The sequence below is a fragment of the Antarctobacter jejuensis genome (assembly GCF_052266595.1).
Classification (GTDB): Bacteria; Pseudomonadota; Alphaproteobacteria; order Rhodobacterales; family Rhodobacteraceae; genus Antarctobacter; species Antarctobacter jejuensis.
The window spans coordinates 153,509-174,815 of record NZ_JBQQXJ010000005.1; the positions used below are offsets into that span (position 1 = coordinate 153,509).

At 62.4% G+C, this 21,307-nt stretch carries 22 protein-coding genes; 12 read left to right on the plus strand and 10 right to left on the minus strand.

From position 1 onward, the window contains the following. Positions 1–3 precede the first annotated feature (3 nt). From ACTXGA_RS09190 to ACTXGA_RS09210, 5 genes are all read left to right on the plus strand, one after another. Complete coding sequence (locus ACTXGA_RS09190) at positions 4–1,560, plus strand: acyl-CoA dehydrogenase family protein (RefSeq protein WP_443392929.1); 1,557 nt, start codon at positions 4–6, stop codon at positions 1,558–1,560. Positions 1,561–1,839: 279 nt separating this feature from the next. Then, a complete protein-coding gene (locus ACTXGA_RS09195) occupies positions 1,840–2,763 on the plus strand; it encodes a TAXI family TRAP transporter solute-binding subunit (protein ID WP_443392931.1) in 924 nt (307 codons plus the stop codon). 63 nt (positions 2,764–2,826) lie between these two features. Beyond that, a complete protein-coding gene (locus tag ACTXGA_RS09200; protein WP_443392933.1) occupies positions 2,827–4,707 on the plus strand; it encodes a TRAP transporter permease in 1,881 nt (626 codons plus the stop codon). Positions 4,708–4,724: 17 nt separating this feature from the next. Further along, positions 4,725–5,312, plus strand: a complete 588-nt coding sequence (locus ACTXGA_RS09205; RefSeq protein ID WP_443392935.1) for a cupin domain-containing protein — start codon at positions 4,725–4,727, stop codon at positions 5,310–5,312. A gap of 58 nt (positions 5,313–5,370) precedes the next feature. After that, positions 5,371–6,060 (plus strand): GntR family transcriptional regulator, encoded by a 690-nt coding sequence (locus ACTXGA_RS09210; RefSeq protein ID WP_443392937.1) that lies wholly within the window; start codon positions 5,371–5,373, stop codon positions 6,058–6,060. A gap of 5 nt (positions 6,061–6,065) precedes the next feature. Here ACTXGA_RS09210 and ACTXGA_RS09215 read toward each other — a convergent pair whose 3' ends face one another. Continuing rightward, a complete protein-coding gene (locus ACTXGA_RS09215; RefSeq protein ID WP_443392939.1) occupies positions 6,066–6,479 on the minus strand; it encodes a YHYH protein in 414 nt (137 codons plus the stop codon). Positions 6,480–6,566: 87 nt separating this feature from the next. Between ACTXGA_RS09215 and ACTXGA_RS09220 the strand changes: the two genes are divergently transcribed. Next, complete coding sequence (locus tag ACTXGA_RS09220) at positions 6,567–6,806, plus strand: hypothetical protein (RefSeq protein ID WP_443392940.1); 240 nt, start codon at positions 6,567–6,569, stop codon at positions 6,804–6,806. A gap of 3 nt (positions 6,807–6,809) precedes the next feature. On the opposite strand, the gene ACTXGA_RS09225 is transcribed toward ACTXGA_RS09220, so the two are convergent. The 7 genes from ACTXGA_RS09225 to ACTXGA_RS09255 form a co-directional block, all read right to left on the minus strand. Beyond that, positions 6,810–7,328 (minus strand): redoxin domain-containing protein, encoded by a 519-nt coding sequence (locus ACTXGA_RS09225; RefSeq protein WP_443392942.1) that lies wholly within the window; start codon positions 7,326–7,328, stop codon positions 6,810–6,812. Positions 7,329–7,407: 79 nt separating this feature from the next. Beyond that, positions 7,408–8,274, minus strand: coding sequence for a dioxygenase family protein (locus tag ACTXGA_RS09230; protein ID WP_443392944.1), 867 nt, complete (start codon positions 8,272–8,274; stop codon positions 7,408–7,410). Positions 8,275–8,283: 9 nt separating this feature from the next. Continuing rightward, entirely contained in the window at positions 8,284–9,588 is a 1,305-nt protein-coding gene (locus ACTXGA_RS09235; RefSeq protein WP_443392946.1) for a TRAP transporter large permease, read from the minus strand. Next, positions 9,585–10,145 (minus strand): TRAP transporter small permease, encoded by a 561-nt coding sequence (locus tag ACTXGA_RS09240; protein ID WP_443392948.1) that lies wholly within the window; start codon positions 10,143–10,145, stop codon positions 9,585–9,587. Before ACTXGA_RS09240 ends, ACTXGA_RS09235 begins: the two co-directional genes overlap by 4 nt. Beyond that, positions 10,142–11,218: a C4-dicarboxylate TRAP transporter substrate-binding protein gene (locus tag ACTXGA_RS09245; RefSeq protein WP_443392950.1), complete on the minus strand. Its 1,077-nt coding sequence runs from the start codon at positions 11,216–11,218 to the stop codon at positions 10,142–10,144. The genes ACTXGA_RS09240 and ACTXGA_RS09245 overlap by 4 nt, the downstream gene beginning before the upstream one ends. Before the next feature lie 101 nt (positions 11,219–11,319). Then, positions 11,320–11,970: a malonic semialdehyde reductase gene (locus ACTXGA_RS09250; RefSeq protein WP_443392951.1), complete on the minus strand. Its 651-nt coding sequence runs from the start codon at positions 11,968–11,970 to the stop codon at positions 11,320–11,322. After that, positions 11,967–12,839: a fumarylacetoacetate hydrolase family protein gene (locus ACTXGA_RS09255; RefSeq protein ID WP_443392953.1), complete on the minus strand. Its 873-nt coding sequence runs from the start codon at positions 12,837–12,839 to the stop codon at positions 11,967–11,969. Before ACTXGA_RS09255 ends, ACTXGA_RS09250 begins: the two co-directional genes overlap by 4 nt. Before the next feature lie 81 nt (positions 12,840–12,920). On the opposite strand from ACTXGA_RS09255, the gene ACTXGA_RS09260 reads away from it, so the two are divergent. The 3 genes from ACTXGA_RS09260 to ACTXGA_RS09270 are packed head-to-tail and all read left to right on the plus strand — an operon-like array spanning position 12,921 to position 16,163. Then, entirely contained in the window at positions 12,921–13,307 is a 387-nt protein-coding gene (locus tag ACTXGA_RS09260; protein WP_443392955.1) for a YciI family protein, read from the plus strand. Positions 13,308–13,344: 37 nt separating this feature from the next. Then, positions 13,345–14,646 carry a malonyl-CoA decarboxylase gene (locus ACTXGA_RS09265; RefSeq protein ID WP_443392956.1) on the plus strand — a complete coding sequence of 434 codons (1,302 nt, stop codon included), beginning with the start codon at positions 13,345–13,347 and terminating at the stop codon, positions 14,644–14,646. Positions 14,647–14,654: 8 nt separating this feature from the next. Continuing rightward, positions 14,655–16,163, plus strand: a complete 1,509-nt coding sequence (locus ACTXGA_RS09270; RefSeq protein WP_443392958.1) for a malonate--CoA ligase — start codon at positions 14,655–14,657, stop codon at positions 16,161–16,163. A gap of 250 nt (positions 16,164–16,413) precedes the next feature. Here the strand turns inward: ACTXGA_RS09270 and ACTXGA_RS09275 are convergent, their stop codons facing one another. After that, a complete protein-coding gene (locus tag ACTXGA_RS09275; protein ID WP_443392959.1) occupies positions 16,414–17,094 on the minus strand; it encodes a GntR family transcriptional regulator in 681 nt (226 codons plus the stop codon). Between the two features lie 288 nt (positions 17,095–17,382). Between ACTXGA_RS09275 and ACTXGA_RS09280 the strand changes: the two genes are divergently transcribed. The 3 genes from ACTXGA_RS09280 to ACTXGA_RS09290 all read left to right on the plus strand — a co-directional run bounded on the left by ACTXGA_RS09280 (position 17,383) and on the right by ACTXGA_RS09290 (position 20,261). Further along, entirely contained in the window at positions 17,383–18,363 is a 981-nt protein-coding gene (locus tag ACTXGA_RS09280; RefSeq protein ID WP_443392961.1) for a TRAP transporter substrate-binding protein, read from the plus strand. A 77-nt stretch (positions 18,364–18,440) separates the two neighbouring features. After that, entirely contained in the window at positions 18,441–18,968 is a 528-nt protein-coding gene (locus ACTXGA_RS09285) for a TRAP transporter small permease (protein ID WP_443392963.1), read from the plus strand. 9 nt (positions 18,969–18,977) lie between these two features. Further along, positions 18,978–20,261 carry a TRAP transporter large permease gene (locus ACTXGA_RS09290; protein ID WP_443392965.1) on the plus strand — a complete coding sequence of 428 codons (1,284 nt, stop codon included), beginning with the start codon at positions 18,978–18,980 and terminating at the stop codon, positions 20,259–20,261. Positions 20,262–20,328: 67 nt separating this feature from the next. Here ACTXGA_RS09290 and ACTXGA_RS09295 read toward each other — a convergent pair whose 3' ends face one another. Then, entirely contained in the window at positions 20,329–20,865 is a 537-nt protein-coding gene (locus tag ACTXGA_RS09295) for a rhomboid family intramembrane serine protease (protein WP_443392966.1), read from the minus strand. Positions 20,866–21,307: the final 442 nt, after the last annotated feature.

The window sequence follows — 21,307 nt, forward strand, 5'->3', positions numbered from 1 at the left end:
TCCATGATCCCCTTCGCCGCCCCTGTCGATGACATCATGTTTTCCATGCGTGACGTCGCCGGGGCCCCAGCCTTGCCGGATTGGGACGAAGACCTTGCCGGGGATATCCTGACCGCCTTCGCCCGCTTCGCCGAAAGCGTCATCGCGCCGCTGGATGAGCTCGGAGACCAACAGGGCGCGCGGCTGGAAAACGGCCGGGTACGCATGCCCGACGGATTTTCGGAGGCTTTCGCGCAACTGGCGGAAATGGGCTGGCAGGGACTGACCGCCCCAGAGGCACATGGCGGCATGGCGCAGGACCCACTGGTGGCGGCCATGGTGTCAGAGGTGTTTTCGGGCGCCAACCATGCGCTGCAGATGGTCTGCAACCTTGTCCCCGGCGCGATTTCCACGCTGCTGCATTTCGGGACCGATGCCCAGCAGGCCAAGTGGATTCCGCGCCTTGCTTCGGGTCAGGCGCTGTCAACCATGTGTCTTACGGAACCGGCTGCAGGCTCTGACTTGTCACGTATCAGCACCCGCGCCAACCGTGACGGGGACGGCTGGCGGATCAGTGGAGAGAAGATCTTTATCTCCGGTGGTGACCAGAACCTGTCAGATGACATCCTCCATCTTGTGCTGGCGCGCACCGGCACAGTCGAAGAGGGCGTCAAGGGCCTGTCGTTGTTCCTGACCAGTCGCAGCGCAGCAGGGGCCACGATCAAGGTCACGCGGATCGAGGAAAAACTGGGGCTACACGCCTCCCCCACCTGCCAGATGGCCTTCGATGCAGCCCCCGCAGAACTGGTCGGAACAGAGGGCGCGGGCCTGAAGGCCATGTTCACCCTGATGAACCACGCACGTCTGGACGTCTCCTTGCAGGGTGTCGCCCATGCCAGCCGGGCCCATGCCATCGCCGCCGCCTATGCCGCCGACCGCAGGCAGGGCCGCAGGGCGGACGGCAGCGACGCCGTTCTGACCGACCATGCCGACGTGCGCCGGATGCTGAACGAACAGCGGGCACTGGCGCTTGGCGCGCGGGCGATGGTGCACATCAGCCTCGTCGAACTGGTGCGCGGGTCCGATCCCGCGCTCGCCGATTTCCTGACACCGCTGTGCAAGGTCTTTTGCACAGAGGCCGGTATCCGCGCCGCCGATCTGGGGATCCAGGTGCTGGGCGGCTATGGCTATCTGACGGAATACCGGATCAGCCAGACATGGCGCGATGCGCGCATCACATCAATCTACGAAGGCGCCAATGGTATTCACGCCATGGCGACAGCGACGCGCGGATTGCATGTGGCAGGCGGGGCGGGCGCGGATGGGTTCGATGCGCTGATCTCACGGCTGAGCAACCATGCTGACGTGCTGGCCCTGCGCGACCGTTGGCGTGCCGCGCGGCAGACCGTTCTGGCAGCAACGGACCCTGCCCCGCTGGCGCATGACTTTACCCAATTGACCTGCGCCTTGTTTTATCGTGCCGCATGGGACCGGATTTCCGCCGTTGGGCACAGGCCTGAACTGACGGCGTTGCGCGACGAGGTTCTGGACTCCCCCCTGCCGGTTTCCACGCGCCTCTGATCCGTCCCCAAAAGACACCTGATCACAGTCCGAATACCAGCCTTGCCAATAGGTTTGGACTTGCCGGCGCATTGGTGCCGGTTAGGCTGATTTCCCTTTTCGCCCCCCGGATTGCTGCCGCGCGGCAATCGGTGCGCCCATCTGCTGTCAGTCGAGCACGAGGCACCTCGTTCGAAAACCGGGACCGTTGGTGGTCCTTCCGTCGCCACCAAAAAATCGATATTTTTTCTTGTTTGAAAAAATTATCGCTGATACCGTTTACGTCAGGGAGGACTCATCATGCACACATTCTTCAAGTCACTCACTGTCGGCGCGGCGATGGCAGCGATCTCCATCACCGCCTCTGCCGAGGAATACCGGATCGGCACCGCCAGCGTCGGCGGCGCGTTTTTCCCGGTCGGCCAGAGCATTTCCAACCTTGTGAACAAATATGTCGACGGGCTGACGATGGTACCGATCGTGACCCAGGGATCGGTCCAGAACCCGCGCCTTGTCGCCATGGGTGAGGTCGAAATCGGCATCACCAATTCCAACCTTGCCAAGGCCGCGGTGGCAGGCGTGGGCCCCTACAAGGACAACCCCATGGACCTCAAGGCGCTGGGGCCGCTGCATCCCAGCGTCCTACACATGGTGGTTCCCGCAGGCTCGGATATCCAGACCTTTGCCGATCTCAAGGGCAAGCGCGTGGCGGTTGGCCCCGCTGGCGGCGGCACCATGGGCTTTCTCAACAACATGCTGCCGGTCTACGGCCTGACACTGGATGATATCACGCCCAGTTTCCTCAGCTATGGCGACGGGTTCAGTCAGTTGTCCGACGGCAACGTCGATGCGGCTCTGGCGCTATCGGGTTATCCGGCTTCCGCCGTGATGCAGGCCGCCGCCTCAGGCAAGCTGCGCATGATCACCATGGCCGAGGACAAGCTGGCGCAGATCCTTGAGGAAAATCCAGCTTACAGCACCTTTGAGGTCGGTGCGGATGTCTATGGCATGGATGCGGATTCGACTGTGGTGGGCGTGACCAACATGCTGATCGTGCCCACAAGTATGGAGGCGGATGTCGCACAGGCCATCACCGCCGCGATCTACGATCACCTCGAAGAGTTCGCGGCAGAGAACGCCAACGCACGCCAGATCGACCCGGCCCGCGCGTCCTCGCTGTCGATCGACCTGCACGAAGGCGCTGCTGCGTACTTCTCCAAGTAACCCTGCGGGCGGGACAAGCCGTGGTCCCGCCCCCCTTCATCCCCGAATAACAAGGAGCGCGTCATGCCCAGCCTGCGCGATACCCTTACGCCCGCCCGCGTGCTGGCCATCGTGGCCTTTGCATTTGGCGCCTATCACCTGCTCATCGTTTCCGGCGTTATCGCCATGTCGACGATGGAAATGCGGCTGACGCACCTGATGCTGGCGCTGACCCTGCTCTTTGCGCGCAAACCCGCCGCCCCGGGATTGGAACTCAACCGGCTGGCGCGCCTCATCGACCTTGGCCTGATCGCCCTCGCGCTCATCGCCAGCGGTTGGCTGCTGATGCGGTGGAAGCCGATCGCCTTCAGCGGCGGCATGACCATCGAACAGGATTACTGGGCCGGTCTTGTGATCGTCGCGCTGGTGTTCGAGGCCGCCCGCCGGGGCATTGGCCTGATCCTTGCGCTGATCACGCTGGTGTTCTTTCTCTATCCCTTTGTCAGCCCCTGGCTGCCGGGCATCCTGAACGGACGCGGCTACGGGTTGGAACGTGTTGTGACCTTTCTGACCACCGACACGCAGGGCATCTATGGCATCCCGATTGGCGTGGCGGCGACCTATATCATCACCTTCACCATTTTCGGAGCGCTGCTGTCGCGGCTTGGGGCCGGGGATTTCTTCTTTGAAATCTCGTTCCGCCTGACGCGCGGGATGCGTGCGGCCTCGGCCAAGTCGGCGGTGCTGTTTTCCTCGCTGATCGGCATGGTCTCGGGCTCTGCTGCGGGAAATGTCGCCGTCACCGGCACCCTGACCATCCCGCTGATGAAGCGCGAAGGCTACAAACCACATCAGGCAGCGGCGGTCGAAGCAGTTGCCTCCACCGGCGGGCAGATCATGCCCCCCGTGATGGGGGCTGCCGCTTTCATTATGGCCGAGGTTGTGGGCGTCTCCTACACCGAGGTCATGGCCACCGGCCTGTTGCCCGCTTTGCTGTTCTTTGGCACCGCCTTTGTCGTCGTCCACCTGCGCGCCGTTCGCAGCGGGATCGAGCCTGTGACAACCCCTTCTACCGATCCGCGCTCCACCCTGCGGGTCCTGTGGGAGGGGATGCCCTTCATTCTGGCCTTTGCCGTACTGCTGGGGCTGATGCTGATGGGCTATTCGCCATTCAAGGCCTCACTCTGGGCGATGGGCACGATGATCCTGGCGACCGTGATCTGGCAGCGGCGGATCGACCGCGATTTCCTTGAACGGGTTGCTGGCGCGGTGACAGAGGGCGCGTCGAACGTCGTCACCATATCTGCCGCCTGCGCAGCCGCGGGGATCATCGCGGGCATTCTGGGCCTGACCGGACTGGGATCGAAAATCTCGGTTCTGATCGACCTCGGCTCTGGCGGCAGCCTGCTGATTGCATTGGTGCTGACGATGATCGTGTCGATCATCCTCGGGATGGGCCTGCCCACAACCGCCGCCTACCTGATCCTTGCGACGGTGGTCGCCCCCGGTTTGGTCAAGATGGGCGTGCCGGTTCTGACCGCACATTTCTTCGTTTTCTACTTTGGCTGCATCTCGACCATCACGCCACCCGTGGCACTAGCCGCCTATGTCGCGGGCGGGATCGCGGGGGCCGACATCAACAAATCCGGCTGGACCGCCGCCGCCTATGCCCTTCCCAGCTTTCTCCTGCCCTTTGCCTTCTGCTTTGGCCCCGGGCTGCTGCTGCAAGGGAACCTTGGCCAGAACCTCACCGCTGTCGTCACCGGCGCGCTGGGTGTGACCGCCATCGCCATCGCCGTGATCGGCGTCCTTCACCGGCCTCTCTCGCTCACGGGCCGGGCCACCGCCGCGCTGGCGGGTGTCCTCCTCCTGTATCAGGACCTTGTCAGCGCGGCGGTCGGCATCGTGCTGATGGCCGGTCTCTGGGGTGTCACCAAATTCCTCGCGCCGCAGCGCGCCACCTGATCTGAAAGGGCATTGCCATGAAAGAATTCCGCCGCGTCGTCACCGGGCATGACACCACCGGCCGCGCCATCATCGAAAGCGACCAGACCGCCACGCAGTTTCTGGAGCGGCCAAACCGCCCCGGCGTGCGCCTGACCAACTTCTGGATTTCAGACGGCACCCCCGCCGAATACGACGGTGCGACAGAGACCTGCACCGGCGATTTCACCCTGCATCCGCCCGCCAATGGCAGCGTCTTCCGCTGTGTCGAGTTTCAGCCTGAAGACCCCGAGGTCATGGCAACGCTGGACGGTCCTTCGGCCTTTGCCGAGATGGGCGCTGCCGCCAATATCGTCGAAGGCGCGCGGCACCCCTTCATGCACCGAACCGACAGCGTGGATTACGCGCTGGTCCTGACCGGTGAAATCTGGATGTTGATGGACGACCCGGCTGATGACGTGCTGCTGAAGGCGGGCGATGTCTGCATCCAGCGCGGCACCAACCACGCCTGGTCCAACCGGGGCACAGAGACCTGCATCATCATGTTTGTCCTGAACGATGGCGTCACCACCCGCGACGCGGAAGGCGATGCTCGGCGCGGCATCCCTGCCCGGCCAAAGGGATGAGTGGTGAAAGCGTCGCAAGACGCTTTGCCTTTGTGCGGGCGGGGGGTAAGAGATGCCCATGACCGTACCCAGCATCGAAACCGTGGCGGCCACCACGCCACAACCCGTTTCGGCCACACAGAATGCCTATCAGGCGATCCGTCAGATGATCATCACCGGGGAACTGCCCCCGGGTGAAAAGCTGAAGATCGAGCACCTGAAGGACCGCATCGACACAGGCGCATCGCCCATCCGCGAGGCGCTGACATTGTTGGTCGCCGATCAACTGGTCGAACGGATCGACCAGCGCGGATTCCGCGCGGCCCCTGTCAGTCAGGACAATTTCGCCGAAATCCTGAAACTGCGCTGCAAACTCGAAGACATGGCCCTGCGCGAGTCCATCGCCCGCGCCGATGATGCCTGGGAAGAGGCGCTGGTGCTGGCGCATCACCGCATGGTGCGGGTCGATCCCAAGGACATCGCCACCTTCGAAAAATGGCACAAGACGTTTCATGTCGCCTTGCTGGCCAATTGCGCTTCTCCGATCCTGATGCGCTATTGCAGCCAGCTGTACGACCTGAATGTGCGCTACCGCTATCTTGCTGGCCGGTCACAGAATTACGGGAAACGCGATGTTCCCCGTGAACACCGCGAAATCCTTGATGCTGCGGTGGCGCGGGACATCGATCTTGCCTCACAACGTCTGCTGAACCACTACCAGCAAACCGGCACCTTCCTGCGTGCCACGCCCGAGGTGCCGAAAGGCTGAACGGGTTACTCGCGCAGCGGCGGTGCAGCCGCGCAGCCCGGAGGAGGACCGCGACGCGCTATGGCCGATGCGTCACAGAGCTCGGCGTATTCAAGCGTACAGCCCACGTCGGCCACGTGGCAGCCAAGGATCGCGTTGCTGCCCGACGTGCCCGCGTAATACCGATAGCCCGCGCCATCGACCGTCATGCCGTTGCTGGCGTCCAACTGGTCAACAAGGTCGTCGCGGTGCGCCATGATCGGGAAACCGTCTGTGGCGATGCCGACCTGCCTTTCCGTTTCAGTAACCTCGGTCGTGGTGGCAGGCGCGTCTTTCAGGCAGTCGGTCACGGCGTGGTAGTGATAGCCGACATGGGTGTTCACCTGGCCGCCGCAATCGTCGAAGGGCGCGATGGTATAGGCACCAAGGATCGCACCCACCGGCGCAGGCCCGTCAAGCCGCACACCGTTGTAGGCAAGGCCTGATCCCGCGGGGCGTTCAACGTGACGCAGGCCAGGATGAGCACCATGACCACCCAGCTGATCGCGGGTGGCTACATCGCGCGGCGGCCAGACCCCGAGAACACGCGCCGCAACCTGCTATCGTTAACGGACAAAGGCCGCGGGCTGTTGTCGGAAATTGACGTGGTCTGGACCTCTATGGATGCCTATGGTGCCAAGGCTATTGGCGCGGACCGGTTCAAGGCACAGGCCGAAGAGGCCGGGGCGCTGCGCGACGCGCTTGGCGGCACACGTCCCGGCGATTGACAGTCAGGCTGTCCCGCGAACGGGCCGGTCCTTGTCGATGTTGAAGATCATGCCATCCAGCAGTTCCTCCAGATCCGGCCGGGCGGCGGGACCGTTGGAGATATCGACCAGCATCAGCGTCCCGTCGGGCCGCAGCGCAAAGGCACCGGGTTCGGCAAAGATCGCATCTGTTTCGGCCTCTGACAGCGGTTCGGAAACATAGAGACCCAGCGCGCGCATCTGCGGCTCTGTCAGCCCATAGCACAGGTCGAAATCCCATCCGAATTCCGCCTTGTCCGCCAGCGCCTTGTCCTCGGGGTCGGCGGAAACAACGACCACGTCCATCTTGGCCGTCCAGTCGGGCAGGGCCGCGTTCAGCTTGGAAAGGAACCGTTTGCAGCGCGGACAATGCTTGCCGCGATAGACGAACAGCATGGTCCAGCGGTCCTTGGGCGCGCCCACGGTGATCGTGCGATCTTCGCCAGCGACGGCAAGCTGCATGGTGTCGACCTTTTGGCCGACGCGGGGTTTGGAGGCTGTCATGGAAAATCCTTATGATGAGGTCGCGGGCAACACATCAGAGTGCCGCTCGCGTGCCAAGGCGCGCGCGTTCACGAATTGCTCAGTGACGCACCAGCTTGAAATCGAAGTTCACCTTGGACCACGCGCCATCCACCTTGCCCGACAGGTCGAAACCCTCCGGGAACGTACCCGCCGGCTGCGGTTCATAGGACATCACCAGGTCGCGACGCACGCCGAACACCGTGTCCTGATCGAGGTAGGGATCGTCGTCGGGGAAGACCTCTGTCACCAACTCGCGGCAGCCGTCCGCCGTGATGATGAAATGCAGGTGCGAAGGCCGCCAGGGGTGTCGCCCTGCGGCGTTCAGAATCTGCCCCACCGGCCCGTCCGTGGGCACGGTGTATTCGACCGGGCGCACGGTGGTGAAGGCGTACCGCCCTTCTGCATCCGCCGTCATCAGTCCGTGAAAGGACATGATGTCCTGATCCGGGTCCTGACTGGAATACAGGCCGTTGGGCGCAGTCTGCCAGATGTCCAGCTTTGCGCCGGGGATCGGCGTGCCCTCCAGATCGCGCACCTGCCCCTGGACCAGCAGCACCTCGCCCTCGAAATCGCCTTTCAGGTCTGCCCCGATCGCGATGGGCGGCGCGTCAGAGACATGGAACGGGCCCAGCACGCTGGAACTGGTGGCGCCGGGGTGGGAATTGATCATGTCCACAAGGGACGACAGACCCAACACATCCGACATCAGCACGAACTCGTTTCGCTCGGGCGTGGTAATCTCTGCCGCCCATTCCATCACCTTCAGACCCGCGCGCCATTCGTCGTGTGTCAGGCCGACCTCCTTGGTAAAAGCATGCAGGTGACGCGCCAGCGCGCCCATCACCTCTTTGAACCGCGGATCGGTGTCGGGGCCGAAATAGCCGGTGAAAACCTCGGTGATATTGTCGGGCGTCACGTCACGCATGGCAGCCTCCTACAGCAAAGCAAGGGAAAGAGAGGGGAAGGCGATCAGAACCACGAGGACCACCAGCATCACCGCCGCAAAGGGCAGCGCCCCAAGGAACACGTCCTTGAGCGTGATGCGCGGGTCATTCAGCGTCGCCTTGATGACGAAACAGGATATCCCCAAGGGTGGCGTCAGCAGACCGATTTCGGCCCCGATCACGGTGATGATGCCGAACCAGACAAGGCTGAGGCCCATCGGTTCGATCAACGGCAGGAACAGCGGCACCACGATCAGGATGATCGACGCGGTATCTAGGATGGTGCCAAGAAACAGCATCAGGATCACGTAGAAGACCATGATCATGACAAAGCTGAATTCGCTGCTGGCCAGCATGCGTTCCAACTCATTCGGCAACCCGGCAAGTCCCAGCATCCGGCTATAGATCGACGCGGCGGTGATCAGGAACAGGATGGCGGCGGTGATATGGCCCGTCTCGATCAGCGTGTCCCACAGCCCGCGCCACGTCATCGATCGGCGCGCCACCGCTATCAGCAGGCCAAGTGCCGCGCCCGCCGCCCCGGCCTCGACCGGGGTGGTCCAGCCAAGGTAGATGCCGCCGATCACCGTCACGATCAGGCCCAGCATGGGCAGCGTGCGGCGGGCAACTTCGCCCCAGCTCATCGGCTCGTAATCCTCGGCCGCACGACCTCCGACAAAGCCGGGGGTGAACCGGCCCATGACCCAGATCGCCCCGATGTAGGCAGCGGCCAGCATCAGGCCCGGGATCACGCCCGCGATGAACATCTCGCCCACCGATTGTTCAGCCACGAAGGAATAAATGATCAGCATGGCGCTTGGCGGGATGATCATGCCAAGCACCGACGATCCGGCCACGACACCCACCGCGAAACGCGGGTTGTAGTCGTATTTCAGCATCTCTGGCACCGCGACCTTGGAAAAGACCGAGGCCGAGGCAATGGAGCTGCCGGTAACGGCGGCAAAGGCTGCATTCGCGCCGACGGTGGCCATGCCGATACCGCCCATGACCTTTCGAAAGGCGGCGCTCATGACCGCATAGATGTCAGAGCCTAACCCGGCTTTGGAGACCACCAGCCCCATGAAACTGAACAGCGGGATCGTGGCAAAGGGATACTCCATCGCGCTTTCGCCGATGGCGATCTTTACCAGGTTCATGGCGAGCGTGAAATTGTCCCGCATCAGCCAGATCGAGACAAAGGACACGGCCGTCAGCGCGATCGGGATGTAGACGCCCAGATAGATCAGGGCCACGATGGCCATGACGGAAATTGCGCCGATTTCGAAGGGGCTCATGGTTTGCTTGCGCTCCCGGGTTTCAGCACCCTCAATGCAAGCACCGTTGCGCAGAGGATGGCACTGACCAGCACGGTCAGGCGAATGGGCCACCAGGGCGCGGTAAAGACACCGGGAATGCCAAAGTAGTCCTGGCTTTCCCACATCTCGATGAACAACGGGAAAGAAGCGACGGCGATCATCGCCATGACGGCGAAACTCAGCAAGTCTATGGCGCGGCGCAGGAAATCGGCGGCGCGCGGTGCCCGATTGTCCAGAACTACAAGAAAGCCGTCAGACCGTGTCAGCCGCCCGGCACGGATCACGTCCGGCAGTTGAAGGAAAACGATCAGCACCATGGCGAACTGCACCAGTTCGATGGCCCCGTGCAGCGGGCGATTGGCCAGCGTCCGGGCCAGCATGTCGTAGTTCACCACCACGACCAGCATCAGCACCATCAGGGTGCCGGTCGCATTGGCCCCCAACGCGATGCCGTGCACCAGCCGCGACGCCGCGCCGTGCAGCCGCCGGTAGCCTTGCGCTACCGGCGAACCACCCTGGCCTTCGGGTTTCGTCAATTGGACAGCCCGGCTGTCCAGTCACGCAGCGCGTTGCCGTCGCTGACCTTGCCCAGGTAGGCGCGCAGCATTTCCGATCCCGGCTTGCCCTTGCCATCAAGGTCTGCGGCCCATTCACCCGCGATGTCCGGCATGGAATTGACCCATGCGGCACGCTGTTCGTCGCTCATCTCGACGATGGTGCCGCCACCGGCAACGTATTTCTCCTTGGCTTCGGCCGCTCGGTCCATCGCCATTTCGGCGAGGTGATCGCGATAATCAACCGCTACCTCTTCGATCACCGCCTTCACCTCATCCGGAAGCTTGTTCCAGAAATCCGCGTTGGCCGTCACTGTCTTGGAGTTCACCGCGCCCAGATCCGCCTCCAGCATGTAGGGGCCGACCTCGGAGATCTTGAAGGTCGCCGCCGCCTCAGGCCAGAGCATGGCGCTGTCCACCAGCCCGGTTTGCAGCATGTTGTAGAAATCGGTCAGACCACCGCGCACGCCCGCTGCGCCTTCGATGCCTTCGACATAGCGCAGATTCATGCCCGCCCCGGCGATCTTGCTGCCTTCGAGATCGGAGAGCGCCTCGACCTTGTCACGCGAGAACAGCTGATAGGTGTCCAGCACGACGCCCGTGGTCAGATAGACTTGGTTTTGCGCCGCGAACTCCTCTCGCATGGTGGGGAATTCCTTGGCGATCTCATCCACTGCCTTGGACACGACCCGCGCGTCAGAGGACACGAAAGGCGTCACGGCCGCCAGCGCCTGACTGGGCAGTTTCGAGCTGTGGAAGATCGTGGTCACGATGCCGATGTCGCCAAGACCCAACTGGATGCCTTCCAGAACGCCGCGCGGCTTAACCACGGTACCGCCATAGCTTTCGTTCCAGGAGATCGTGTAGTTGCCCGCCTCCGCCAGACGCTTGTCGACCTCGGGGATAAAGAAGTTCGTGAATTCCTGCACCCACATCGCGCGCGCCGGATAGCCGTCGATCACGTTGATGGTGATGTTTTCCTGCGCCAGCACCGGCGCCGCCGAGGCCATGAGCGCGGCGAAACTCGCCGAAAGGCCCAGTTTGGTCAAAGTCATGTCTTTCCTCCCTTGGATTGCGCCATTTCGGCGCTTTACTCACCCCCGGCCCGGGAGCGGTCTTGCCTTTTTACGGCGCGGCTCCTCTTCCGCGCCGGACGTCAGATCACGCTGCACACGTCCTCGAACGAAAACCGTGGCAGCTTGCCGAACAAAGCGGTCTCATCGGCGTAGCCCAGATTGCACAGGAAATTCGATTTCCAGCCGTTCTCGGCAAAGAACTCCTGATCCACGACGGCGTTCGAAAACCCTGAAATCGGCCCCACATCCAAGCCCAGCGCCCGCGCCGCAATCATGAAATAGGCCCCCTGCAGGGACGAATTGCGCATCGCTGTCACCTCGGAGTGCTCCGGCTTGTCGCGGAAATGCGGGCGGCGGTCCTCATGCGGAAAGGTCTCCGGCAGCCGGGTCCAGAACATCGGGTCATAGGCGATGATCGTAGTGACAGGCGCCGTCATCACCTTCTGGATGTTCTTGTCCTTCAGCGCCTTGGCCAGCCGCTCCTTGGCCGTCTGACTGCGCACATGGACGAACCGCGCCGGCAGGGTGTTCATGCTGGTCGGACCGGCAATGGTGATTTCGTGGATCTTGCGCAGCAATTCGTCGGAAACCGGGCGGTCCGTCCACGCGTAATGAGACCGCGCATCGCGAAGGATCAGGTCTATGGAATCGTCATCCAGCCGCGCCTTGCGGGCGCGCAGATCGCGGATGTCCTGCTGCGCTGTTTCGCGTGGATCGATCACCTTGGTCATTCCGCCGCCTTTGCCAGATCGGCTTCATCCGTAACCGGGCTTGCGCAGATGCCGATGCCTTCGATTTCGATCTCCACGACCTCGCCCGGACGCAGCCAGCGCGGTTCGGGTTTCTTGGCGTGACCAACGCCCGGAGGCGTGCCCAGCGCGATCAGGTCTCCGGGTTCCAGCGTGGTGAATTCGGACATGATGGCGATGGTCTGCGCCGCGCCCCAGATCATGTTCGAGGTGTTCGAGCTTTGCAGGATTTCGTCACCCACGCGGCTTTCGATCTTCAGCCCCTTGGCACCTGCGGGCAGGTCTTCGGGTGTAACCACAAACGGCCCGATTGCGCCGGTCTGGTCAAAGTTCTTGCCCGGCGTCCACTGGTGCGTCTTGCGCTGGTAGTCGCGCACCGACCCGTCGTTGAACACTGTGTAGCCAAAGACGTGATCCAGCGCCTCCGCCTCGGAAATATGCCGACCGCCCTTTCCGACGATCAGCATCAGCTCGGCCTCGTAATCCAGCTTTTCAGAGCAGTTCGGCCGCACCAGCGGCGCGCCGGCGGCCATGATCGATTGGCGCGTGCGCATGAACATCGCAGGGTAATCGGGAACGTCGTAACCGCCTTCCTTGATGTGCTCGATATAATTCAGGCCAAGGCACAGGATCTTGCCGGGCGCGTCGACCGGCAGTTCCGGCACGATATTGATCACCGCAACGCCGCCGCCCGCGACCGCGGCGGCCTGCGCCAGCAACTCCGGCGAGGCGATCAGCGCCGTCAGGTCGGACCCGACGCCCGGCAGAGCGGCTGTCAGGTTCACGGCCCGGTCCCCGTCGACCCGGAAGACCGACACGGCCCCATCATACGTCCCGACCAGCAGTTTCATGGTGTCTCCTTCCAGAATTTCCTTTCTTTTGGCGATAAAAAATGCCTATGTCAATAAATATCGATATTTTGGAGATCCGAAATGCCGGACTGGACCACATACCGCGAAACGGCCCGCTCTCGGGGGGCGCTGGCACTGGAACTCTTTGCGGTGACGACATTTCCCGCGGAAGGCGGGGCCGACCTGGCAGAGGTCCTGCCGGATCATCTGGCTTATCAGCGGCAACTCGAATCACAGGGCAGCCTTGTCATGGCTGGGCCCCTTTCGGACGAGACCGGAACCCAGATGCAGGGCGCGGGGCTCATTATCTACCGCGCGGCGACCATGGAAGACGCCCGGGCACTGGCAGACGCGGACCCGATGCACGCCCGCGGGGCGCGCAACTATACCCTGCGCCGCTGGATGGTGAACGAAGGCGCACTAACGCTGTCCGTCGGGCTGTCCACCGCCAAGGTAACGCTGGCATGAAACGTTTTAATCTGCGCGGGGCGGGGGCAAAACGCAGATGATCCAGTCCAGCTATCTGATCGACCTTCTGTCGACCATCACACACCGCAACCGCGGCGGCGCGCGGCTGTCGGATCAGCGCTCTGCCAGAGAACTGTGCGAGTTGTTGCTGACGGATCTGGGCGATGTGTCTTCGTCCAAGGTTTCGCGCGCCATGCTGGACAAGTACCGCGATATGGACGCGGCCAAGAAACGCGCGTTCTTCGAAATGCTGGCCGATGATTTCGACATCGATGCCGAACGGCTGGCGCGGCTTGCCACCGAATATGCACAGACGCGCGATCCGCAGACGCTGGCCACGCTGACAACCTGCGCCGAACCACGCAGACAGGAGTTGCTGCGCCGCCTGAACCGGATCAGTGGTGCGACGGCGGATCTGGTGGCGATGCGCTGTGACCTGTTGGCGGAAATGCGCGAGGCCCCGCGCCTCTCCGTGATCGACCTCGATTTCCTGCATCTCTTCAGGTCGTGGTTCAATCAGGGCTTTCTGGTGTTGCGCCGCATCAACTGGGACAGCCCGGCCAGCATCCTTGAAAAGATCATCGCCTACGAGGCAGTCCACGCCATCGACAGCTGGGACGACCTTCGCCGCCGCCTGCTGCCCGCCGACCGCCGCTGCTATGCCTATTTCCACCCGGCCATGCCCGAAGAGCCGCTGATCTTTGTCGAGGTCGCGCTGACTGAGGGCATTGCCGGCAACATTCAGGCCGTTCTGGCCGAAGACCGCCCCGCGCTATCGCCGGACAGGATCAACACGGCCGTCTTCTACTCCATCTCCAACTGCCAGAAGGGTCTGCGCGGGATTTCCTTTGGCAACTCGCTGATCAAGCAGGTGGTCGAGGATCTGAAGACCGCGCTGCCGCAACTGTCGACCTTTGTCACGCTCTCCCCCATCCCCGGTTTCCGCCGTTGGGCAGAGCAGGCCCTGTTCAGCATGCCAGAGGCCGAAGCAACCCGGCTGGCGCAGGCACTGTCACAGGCCGAGAACGGCGAAAGCAGCGACGCCCTGCGCGGCTACGTCGCCCGCTACCTGATCACTGAAAAGGACAAGAGCGGCGCCCCGCTGGACCCGGTGGCGCGCTTTCACCTCGGCAACGGCGCGCTGATCCATGACATTCACACTGGCGCGGATCGGTCCGCGAACGGGTTGCGGCAGTCCTGTGGGGCGATGGTGAACTACCTCTATGACCTCGCGCAGATCGACCGCAACATCGAGGGCCATTCGACCACCGGCGCCGTGGCCCACGCGCGCCCGCTGGCCTCCCTGCTGAAATCCCATGCCTCAAAGTCACAAGGCTGAGACACAAGATGACCAACCACCTGTTCGACCCGCTCTTTGGACGCCACGCGGGGAACACGGCCCCGTTCCTGATCCTGCCGGACGGGCAGAGCCTCAACCATGATAACATGCTGACCGCCTCAGCCCGGATGGCCAACCTCTTTTCGGATCTTGGCCTGAAGAAAGGCGACCGCGTCGCCGTCCAGGTACAGAAATCCGCCCCAGCGCTGGCGATCTATGCCGCTTGCCTGCGATCCGGGCTGGTACTGTTGCCTCTAAACACCGCCTACACGGCCTCCGAACTGGGTTATTTCCTCGGCGATGCCGAACCCGGCCTTGTGGTCTGTGATCCGTCCCGGGCCGACGGGCTCGCGGACCTACTGCCAGAGGGGGCGACCCTGCTGACCTTGGACGCACAGGGCGAGGGCACGCTCACCGACTGCGCGACAGAAGCGTCCCCCGATCACGCCCCCCTGCCCTGCGGTCCCGATGACCTGGCCGCGATCCTCTATACCTCTGGCACCACTGGCCGGTCCAAGGGCGCGATGCTGACCCATGGCAACCTGTTGTCCAACGCCCGCGCGCTGGCAGACCTCTGGCGGTTCACGGACAAGGACGTGCTGCTGCACGCCCTGCCGATCTTTCACACGCATGGCCTGTTCGTGGCGATTAACGTCTGTGCCCTGTCTGGGGCTGCGATGTTGTTCCATCCGGGGTTCAAGCTGGATGCGGCGCTGGCGGACCTGCCCCGCGCGACCGTGCTGATGGGGGTGCCCACCTTCTACACCCGCCTGCTGAGCGACCCGCGTTTCACCCATGACCTGGTATCCCACATGCGGCTCTTCGTGTCCGGCTCTGCACCGCTGCTGGCCGAAACCCATGAGCAGTTCGAGGCACGCACCGGCCACCGCATCCTTGAACGCTATGGCATGACCGAAACCAACATGAACGTGTCCAACCCCTACGAGGGTGAGAGGCGCGCAGGCACTGTCGGCTTCCCGCTTGCGGGCGTCGAACTGCGCATCACCGATCCGCAGAGCGGAAAGCCCCTGCCCGATGGCGAAATCGGCATGATCGAGGTGCGCGGCCCCAACGTCTTCAAGGGTTACTGGCGGATGCCCGAAAAGACCGCAGAAGAACTGCGCGGCAATGGGTTTTTCATCACCGGCGACCTGGGACAAATCGACAAGGACGGCTATGTCGCCATCGTCGGCCGCCAAAAGGATCTGATCATCTCGGGCGGCTACAACATCTACCCCAAGGAAATCGAGGTGCTGCTGGACGCCCTGCCGTGCGTGGCAGAATCCGCCGTGGTCGGTGTGCCTGACGCAGATTTCGGAGAGGCGGTGATCGCCGCCGTTGTTCCCACCCCCGGCACCTCGCCCGCCCCCGATGCCCTACTGGAGGCGCTGCGCCCGCAACTGGCGCGCTTCAAGCATCCCCGCGCTATACGCATTCTGGATGAATTGCCCCGCAACACGATGGGCAAGGTTCAGAAGAACCTGCTGCGCGACCATTTCGCCGCGCAACCCGCCTGACCACCACTCACGTGCTCACGACATCAAGGGAGGAAACCAAGACGACCGAGCCAACCAAGACCTTCATCCGCGCGACGCTGATGGCCCTGCCATCGGACCTTGGTGGGCTGGCGGTCCGCATTGAAATGCCTCAGTCAGAGTAGACCATACTCGACCGACTGCATCGCATCCTCTTTGTCGACGATGGAACCACCCTCGCCCAGATGGCCGAGGAAATCGCCGCCTGCTGGGGCAGTAACTGGGCGTTGGATCAGTCGAAATACTCCGAATGCAGGTCGTGCACTTCGCGAATCGTTTCGTCCAGCCGAGACAGATGACGCGTCATCGCGGCCCGCGCCTCGGCGATGTCTTTCTTGCGCAGCGCCTCGGCGATCAGCTTGTGATCGTTGAGAACGGTCTTGACCTCGTCGCCGCTGGCAAGGCTGAGACGGCACAGACGGTCCACCTTGCGCTTGCTGTGCTCGATCATCTCGAAGGCAAGAGGATAGCCGCACAATTCGCAGATCAACCTGTGAAAACTGTAATCCAGCGCATGAAACCGGTCCGTGTCCCCGGCGTCGATTGCCGCTTCCTGTTCGGCGATGCTCTGCTGCAGGGCGTCGGCGCGGGCGGCATCCCAGACGTCGCAGGCGCGTTCGACCACTTCGAGTTCCACCGCCTTTCGCACGAACCGGGCGTTGTCGATGCTTTCGATCGAAAACCCCCGGACAACCGTGGCCCGCTGCGGCCTGATCCACAGCAGGTCGAGGTTGCTCAGACGGGTAAAGGCATCGCGGACAGGCTGACGCGACACACCGAGTCGCCGCGCCACATCCGCTTCTGAAATTTTGGTCCCCGGCAACAGTGCCAGCGTCACGATCTCTTCCCGGAGCTGGTCAAACACGATGTCCGCCGTCGTGCGCGGCACAAGCGGATCGGGTGAAGTCAACATCGCGGTCCTCCCTGCCAGGCGCTGTTTTCTAGGCTTGGGCAGATACATCCGCAAAAGGAAGATGATCCAGCCCCAACCCGGTTCGTTGACCAGTGAAAAGCTCGCTGTGGCCGAAAGAGCATCGCAAATAATTTGCGCCTTGACAAGACTGGGATACTAGGAGCCTAATATCCTCCAGAGCCGCTACTTATGGATAGCGGTCTGCGCCAAGGCAGGAGGAGCCGGGGCGCCAACGCACGACCAAGGGGCAAGCCGGAGGGCAGACCCCGACACGCTAGGGAGGACTTCATGTTCAATAAACTTTCCACTTCATTGATCGGTGCCGCCACCGCCATCGCCCTCATCGGATCGGCCGCGGCCGCCGATAACTGGCGCGCGTGGAACATCCACAACGACGGGCACCCGAACACCGCTGCAATGGACCGTTTCGCGGAACTGGTTGCGGAAAAGACCGGCGGGGAGATCACGGTTGACGTGTTCCACGGCGGTGTCCTCGGCACCCAGCCGGACGCCATCGAACAGGTGCGCATCGGCGCCATCGAAATCGGCAACTTCAACCTCGGCCCCATCGGCCCGATGGTCAAAGAGGCCAACCTCGTCTCGCTGCCCTTCATCTTCAAGAGCGTGCCGCACATGTTCCGCGTTCTCGAAGGCGAAGCCGGCAACAAGGTGGCAGATGCCATGGGTGAGGCCGGGCTGCTTCCGCTGGCATGGGTCGACGCGGGCGCGCGCTCTTTCTACAGCCAAAAGCCGATCAACACGCCCGCAGACGTTCAGGGCCTCAAGATCCGGGTCATGAACAACGACCTCTACACCGCCATGATTTCGGCCATGGGCGGCAACCCCTCTCCGATGGCCTTCTCCGAGGTGCAGCAGGCGCTGAAGACCGGCGTTGTCGACGGGGCGGAAAACAACTTTCCCTCGTTCAAGAGCGTCGGCCACTACGAGGTGACCACCCACTACTCGCTCAGCGAGCACCTGATCATCCCGGAATGCATCTGCGTGAACACCACAAAGTTCAACGCACTGTCGCCTGAAATGCAGGACGCCGTCCGCGCCGCCGCCGAAGAGGCAGCGCTGTACCAGCGTGAACTCTGGTCCGTTCAGTCCGAGCAGGCGCGCAAGGACGTCGAAGCCGCTGGCATTATGGTCAACGAGATCGCCGACAAGGCGCCGTTCCAGAACGCCATGAGCGCCGTTTACGACGACTATCTGGCGGCAAACCCGGACATGAAGGAACTGGTCGACCTCGCCAAGGCAACCGAGTGACCCCTGCCTGACTGAGCACAAGTCTATCGCCCGGCTCCTCCTTTGGACGCCGGGCGATTTTTGAAGGGAGGGGAGCCATGAGCGAAACGCCCAAACCACCTGCATTCCTGCGCTACATGGACACGGCCTACGATCTGATCACCAAGATCTGCCTCGTTTTGGCCGGAACCGCGCTGGTCGTCATGACAGCGATTTTCGCCTGGCTCGTGTTCGGGCGCTATGTGTTGAACGACACGCCCACATGGGTCGAACAGGTCTCGCTGCTTCTGGTGATGGTCATCGCCTTTCTGGGCGCGGCGGTGGGTGTGCACCAGAACACGCATCTGTCCGTGGTCGTGTTCCGCAACATTGTTCCCAACTGGGTGCGGACCGTGTTTGTCGTGGTCTCCGACAGCCTGCTGGCCATCTTCGGCGGCATGATGTTCTGGTACGGGATCAAGCTGACCATGTTCAAATGGAACACGCTGATTCCCCTGATCCAGTGGTCCGAAGGGCTGCGCTCTCTGCCATTGGTGATCTGCGGCGCGCTGCTTTTCCTGTTTTCCACCGGACATCTGATCCGCCTGTTCCTTGGTCAGGACCAGCGCGTCGACAATATCGAATAAAGGGCAACAATGGGACTTGCGCTGCTTCTTGGGGTCTTTGCCCTCTGTGTCGTGATCGGAACGCCGGTCGCTTTCGCGCTTGGGATCGCCGCCCTCGCGGCCTTCTGGTACGAAGGCCTGCCGCTGCTGATCGGCTTTCAGCGGATTGTTGCGGGCATCAACGTCTTTTCGCTGATGGCGATCCCCTTCTTCATCTTTGCCGGGGACCTGATGTTCCACGGCGGGATCGCCATGCGCCTCGTGCGCTTCGCGCAGGCCGCTGTCGGCGCGGTGCGCGGCGGTCTTGGCATCGTGAACGTGTTTTCCTCGATGCTGTTCGGGGGCATTTCCGGCTCGGCCATTGCCGATATCTCGGCTCTGGGGTCGATCCTTGTACCGGTGATGAAGGACAAGGGCTATGATGCCGATTACGCGGTGAATGTCACCGTCACCTCCTCGATCGCCGGGATCATCATCCCACCCAGCCACAACATGATCATCTTCGCGCTGGCCACCGGCGGCGCGGTCTCAATTTCCAAGCTATTCCTCGCCGGGGTCGTGCCGGGCATCCTGATGTGCATCTGTCTTGCCGTCGCCGCCTATGTCGTCGCCGTCAAACGCGGCTACAAGGCCGAGCGCTTCCCGGGCTGGACCGCGCTGGCCATCAGTTTTGCCGGGGCCATTCCCGGCCTGATGACTGCGGTCATCATCGTCGGCGGCGTGCTGTCGGGTGTCTTCACCGTGACGGAATCCGGGGCTTTCGGTGCGATGTACGCTTTTGTCGTCACGGCGCTGGTCTATCGCAGCATCACCTGGGAAAACTTCCGGACGGCGGTTGTCTCTTCGGTGCGCACCACGTCGATGGTGATGATCCTGATCGCCTGCGCCGGGGCTTTCGCCTACATGCTGACCTTCTACCGGGTGCCCAGCAAGACGGTGGATTTCCTGCTCGACATCTCGGAAAACCCGATCGTCATCCTGCTCATGATCAACGCCGTGCTCTTGCTGTTGGGCATGATCATGGACATGGCCGCGCTGATCCTGATCTGCACGCCCATCTTCCTGCCGGTGATGAACATGCTGGGGATCGACCCGGTCCAGTTCGGGATCATCCTGCTGGTCAACCTCGGGCTTGGCCTTTGTACGCCACCTGTCGGCTCCTGTCTGTTCGTGGGCTGTGCCGTGGGCAAATTGCCGATGGAAAAAGCGGTCAAGACCATCTGGCCCTTCTATCTTGCAATCCTTGTGGCGCTGATCCTGATCACCTTCGTGCCTGCGATTTCGCTGACACTGCCCAACCTGCTCGTGAAATAAGGTCGTAACCAGTTGCGGGCGAAGGGTGTTTTTGCGCACCCTTCGCCCGCTTGTTTTTGGCGATACGCTACCGCGCCCCGCGCAGGGCAAAGGCCGCAAAGACACCGGCCCCCGCGCCCAGCAGATGCGATTCCCAGCTGACACCGGGCTGCCCCGGCAACACCCCCCAGATCATCGTCCCATAGGCCACCGCCACCCCGACGGCGACCAGCAGCGGAATGGGCCGCTTTTCGATCAGACCGCGCGCCACAATAAACCCGAACCAGCCAAAGATCAGCCCCGAGGCGCCCACATGGATCGCGGTGCCGCCAAACAGCCAGACACCAAGCCCGCCCAGAACCACGATTATCAGGGAAGCCATCAGCACAACCTGCCGCGCCGTGACCGCCAGAACTCCGCCCAGAACCGCCAGCGGAACAGTATTGGCGGAGGCATGGGCCACGGACCCGTGCAGCAGTGGCATGAACAGGATCCCGTCCAATCCGCCCAGCGAACGTGGCCGCAGTCCCAGCCAACCGTTCAACGCGTAACCCGTGATCAGGTTCACGGCCTCCACCGCCCAAATCACGCCCAACAGCGCCATAACCCATCCGAACCGTTCCAAAATCCCGCCCCCTGCTTTGCCGCCCCGGGATCGTGGAACAGGCCCCGCAAAAGCACAAGCTGCGGGATCGCGAGGTCAAGAGACTGGCCGTCTTCGTCGCAAAAGGCATCGCTCGTCGGCCTTATCGCACGAAAATGGTCCGACACGATTTTCATCCTCCATGAGAGGTGATGTCGTCAGTTATCAATTGCGAAGACCGGCTTGAGGCGACGCCTGTGGAGCGACGGGACATGACGCCTTCGCAAAAAAATTCCATAACATATCGGCAATTGGTTATACTCCACCCTACGACTCGTAGATTGAGAAAGTTTCTTGTTTGCAGGGCTGCCACGTCCCGCGTCTACCGGGGCAAAATTTGGAATGATGCGTTCGGGCCTTTAGGTCCGCGTGACTTTCCAGGAAATCGATGAGAACCGAAACGCATTCGATTGCTTCGGCAAAC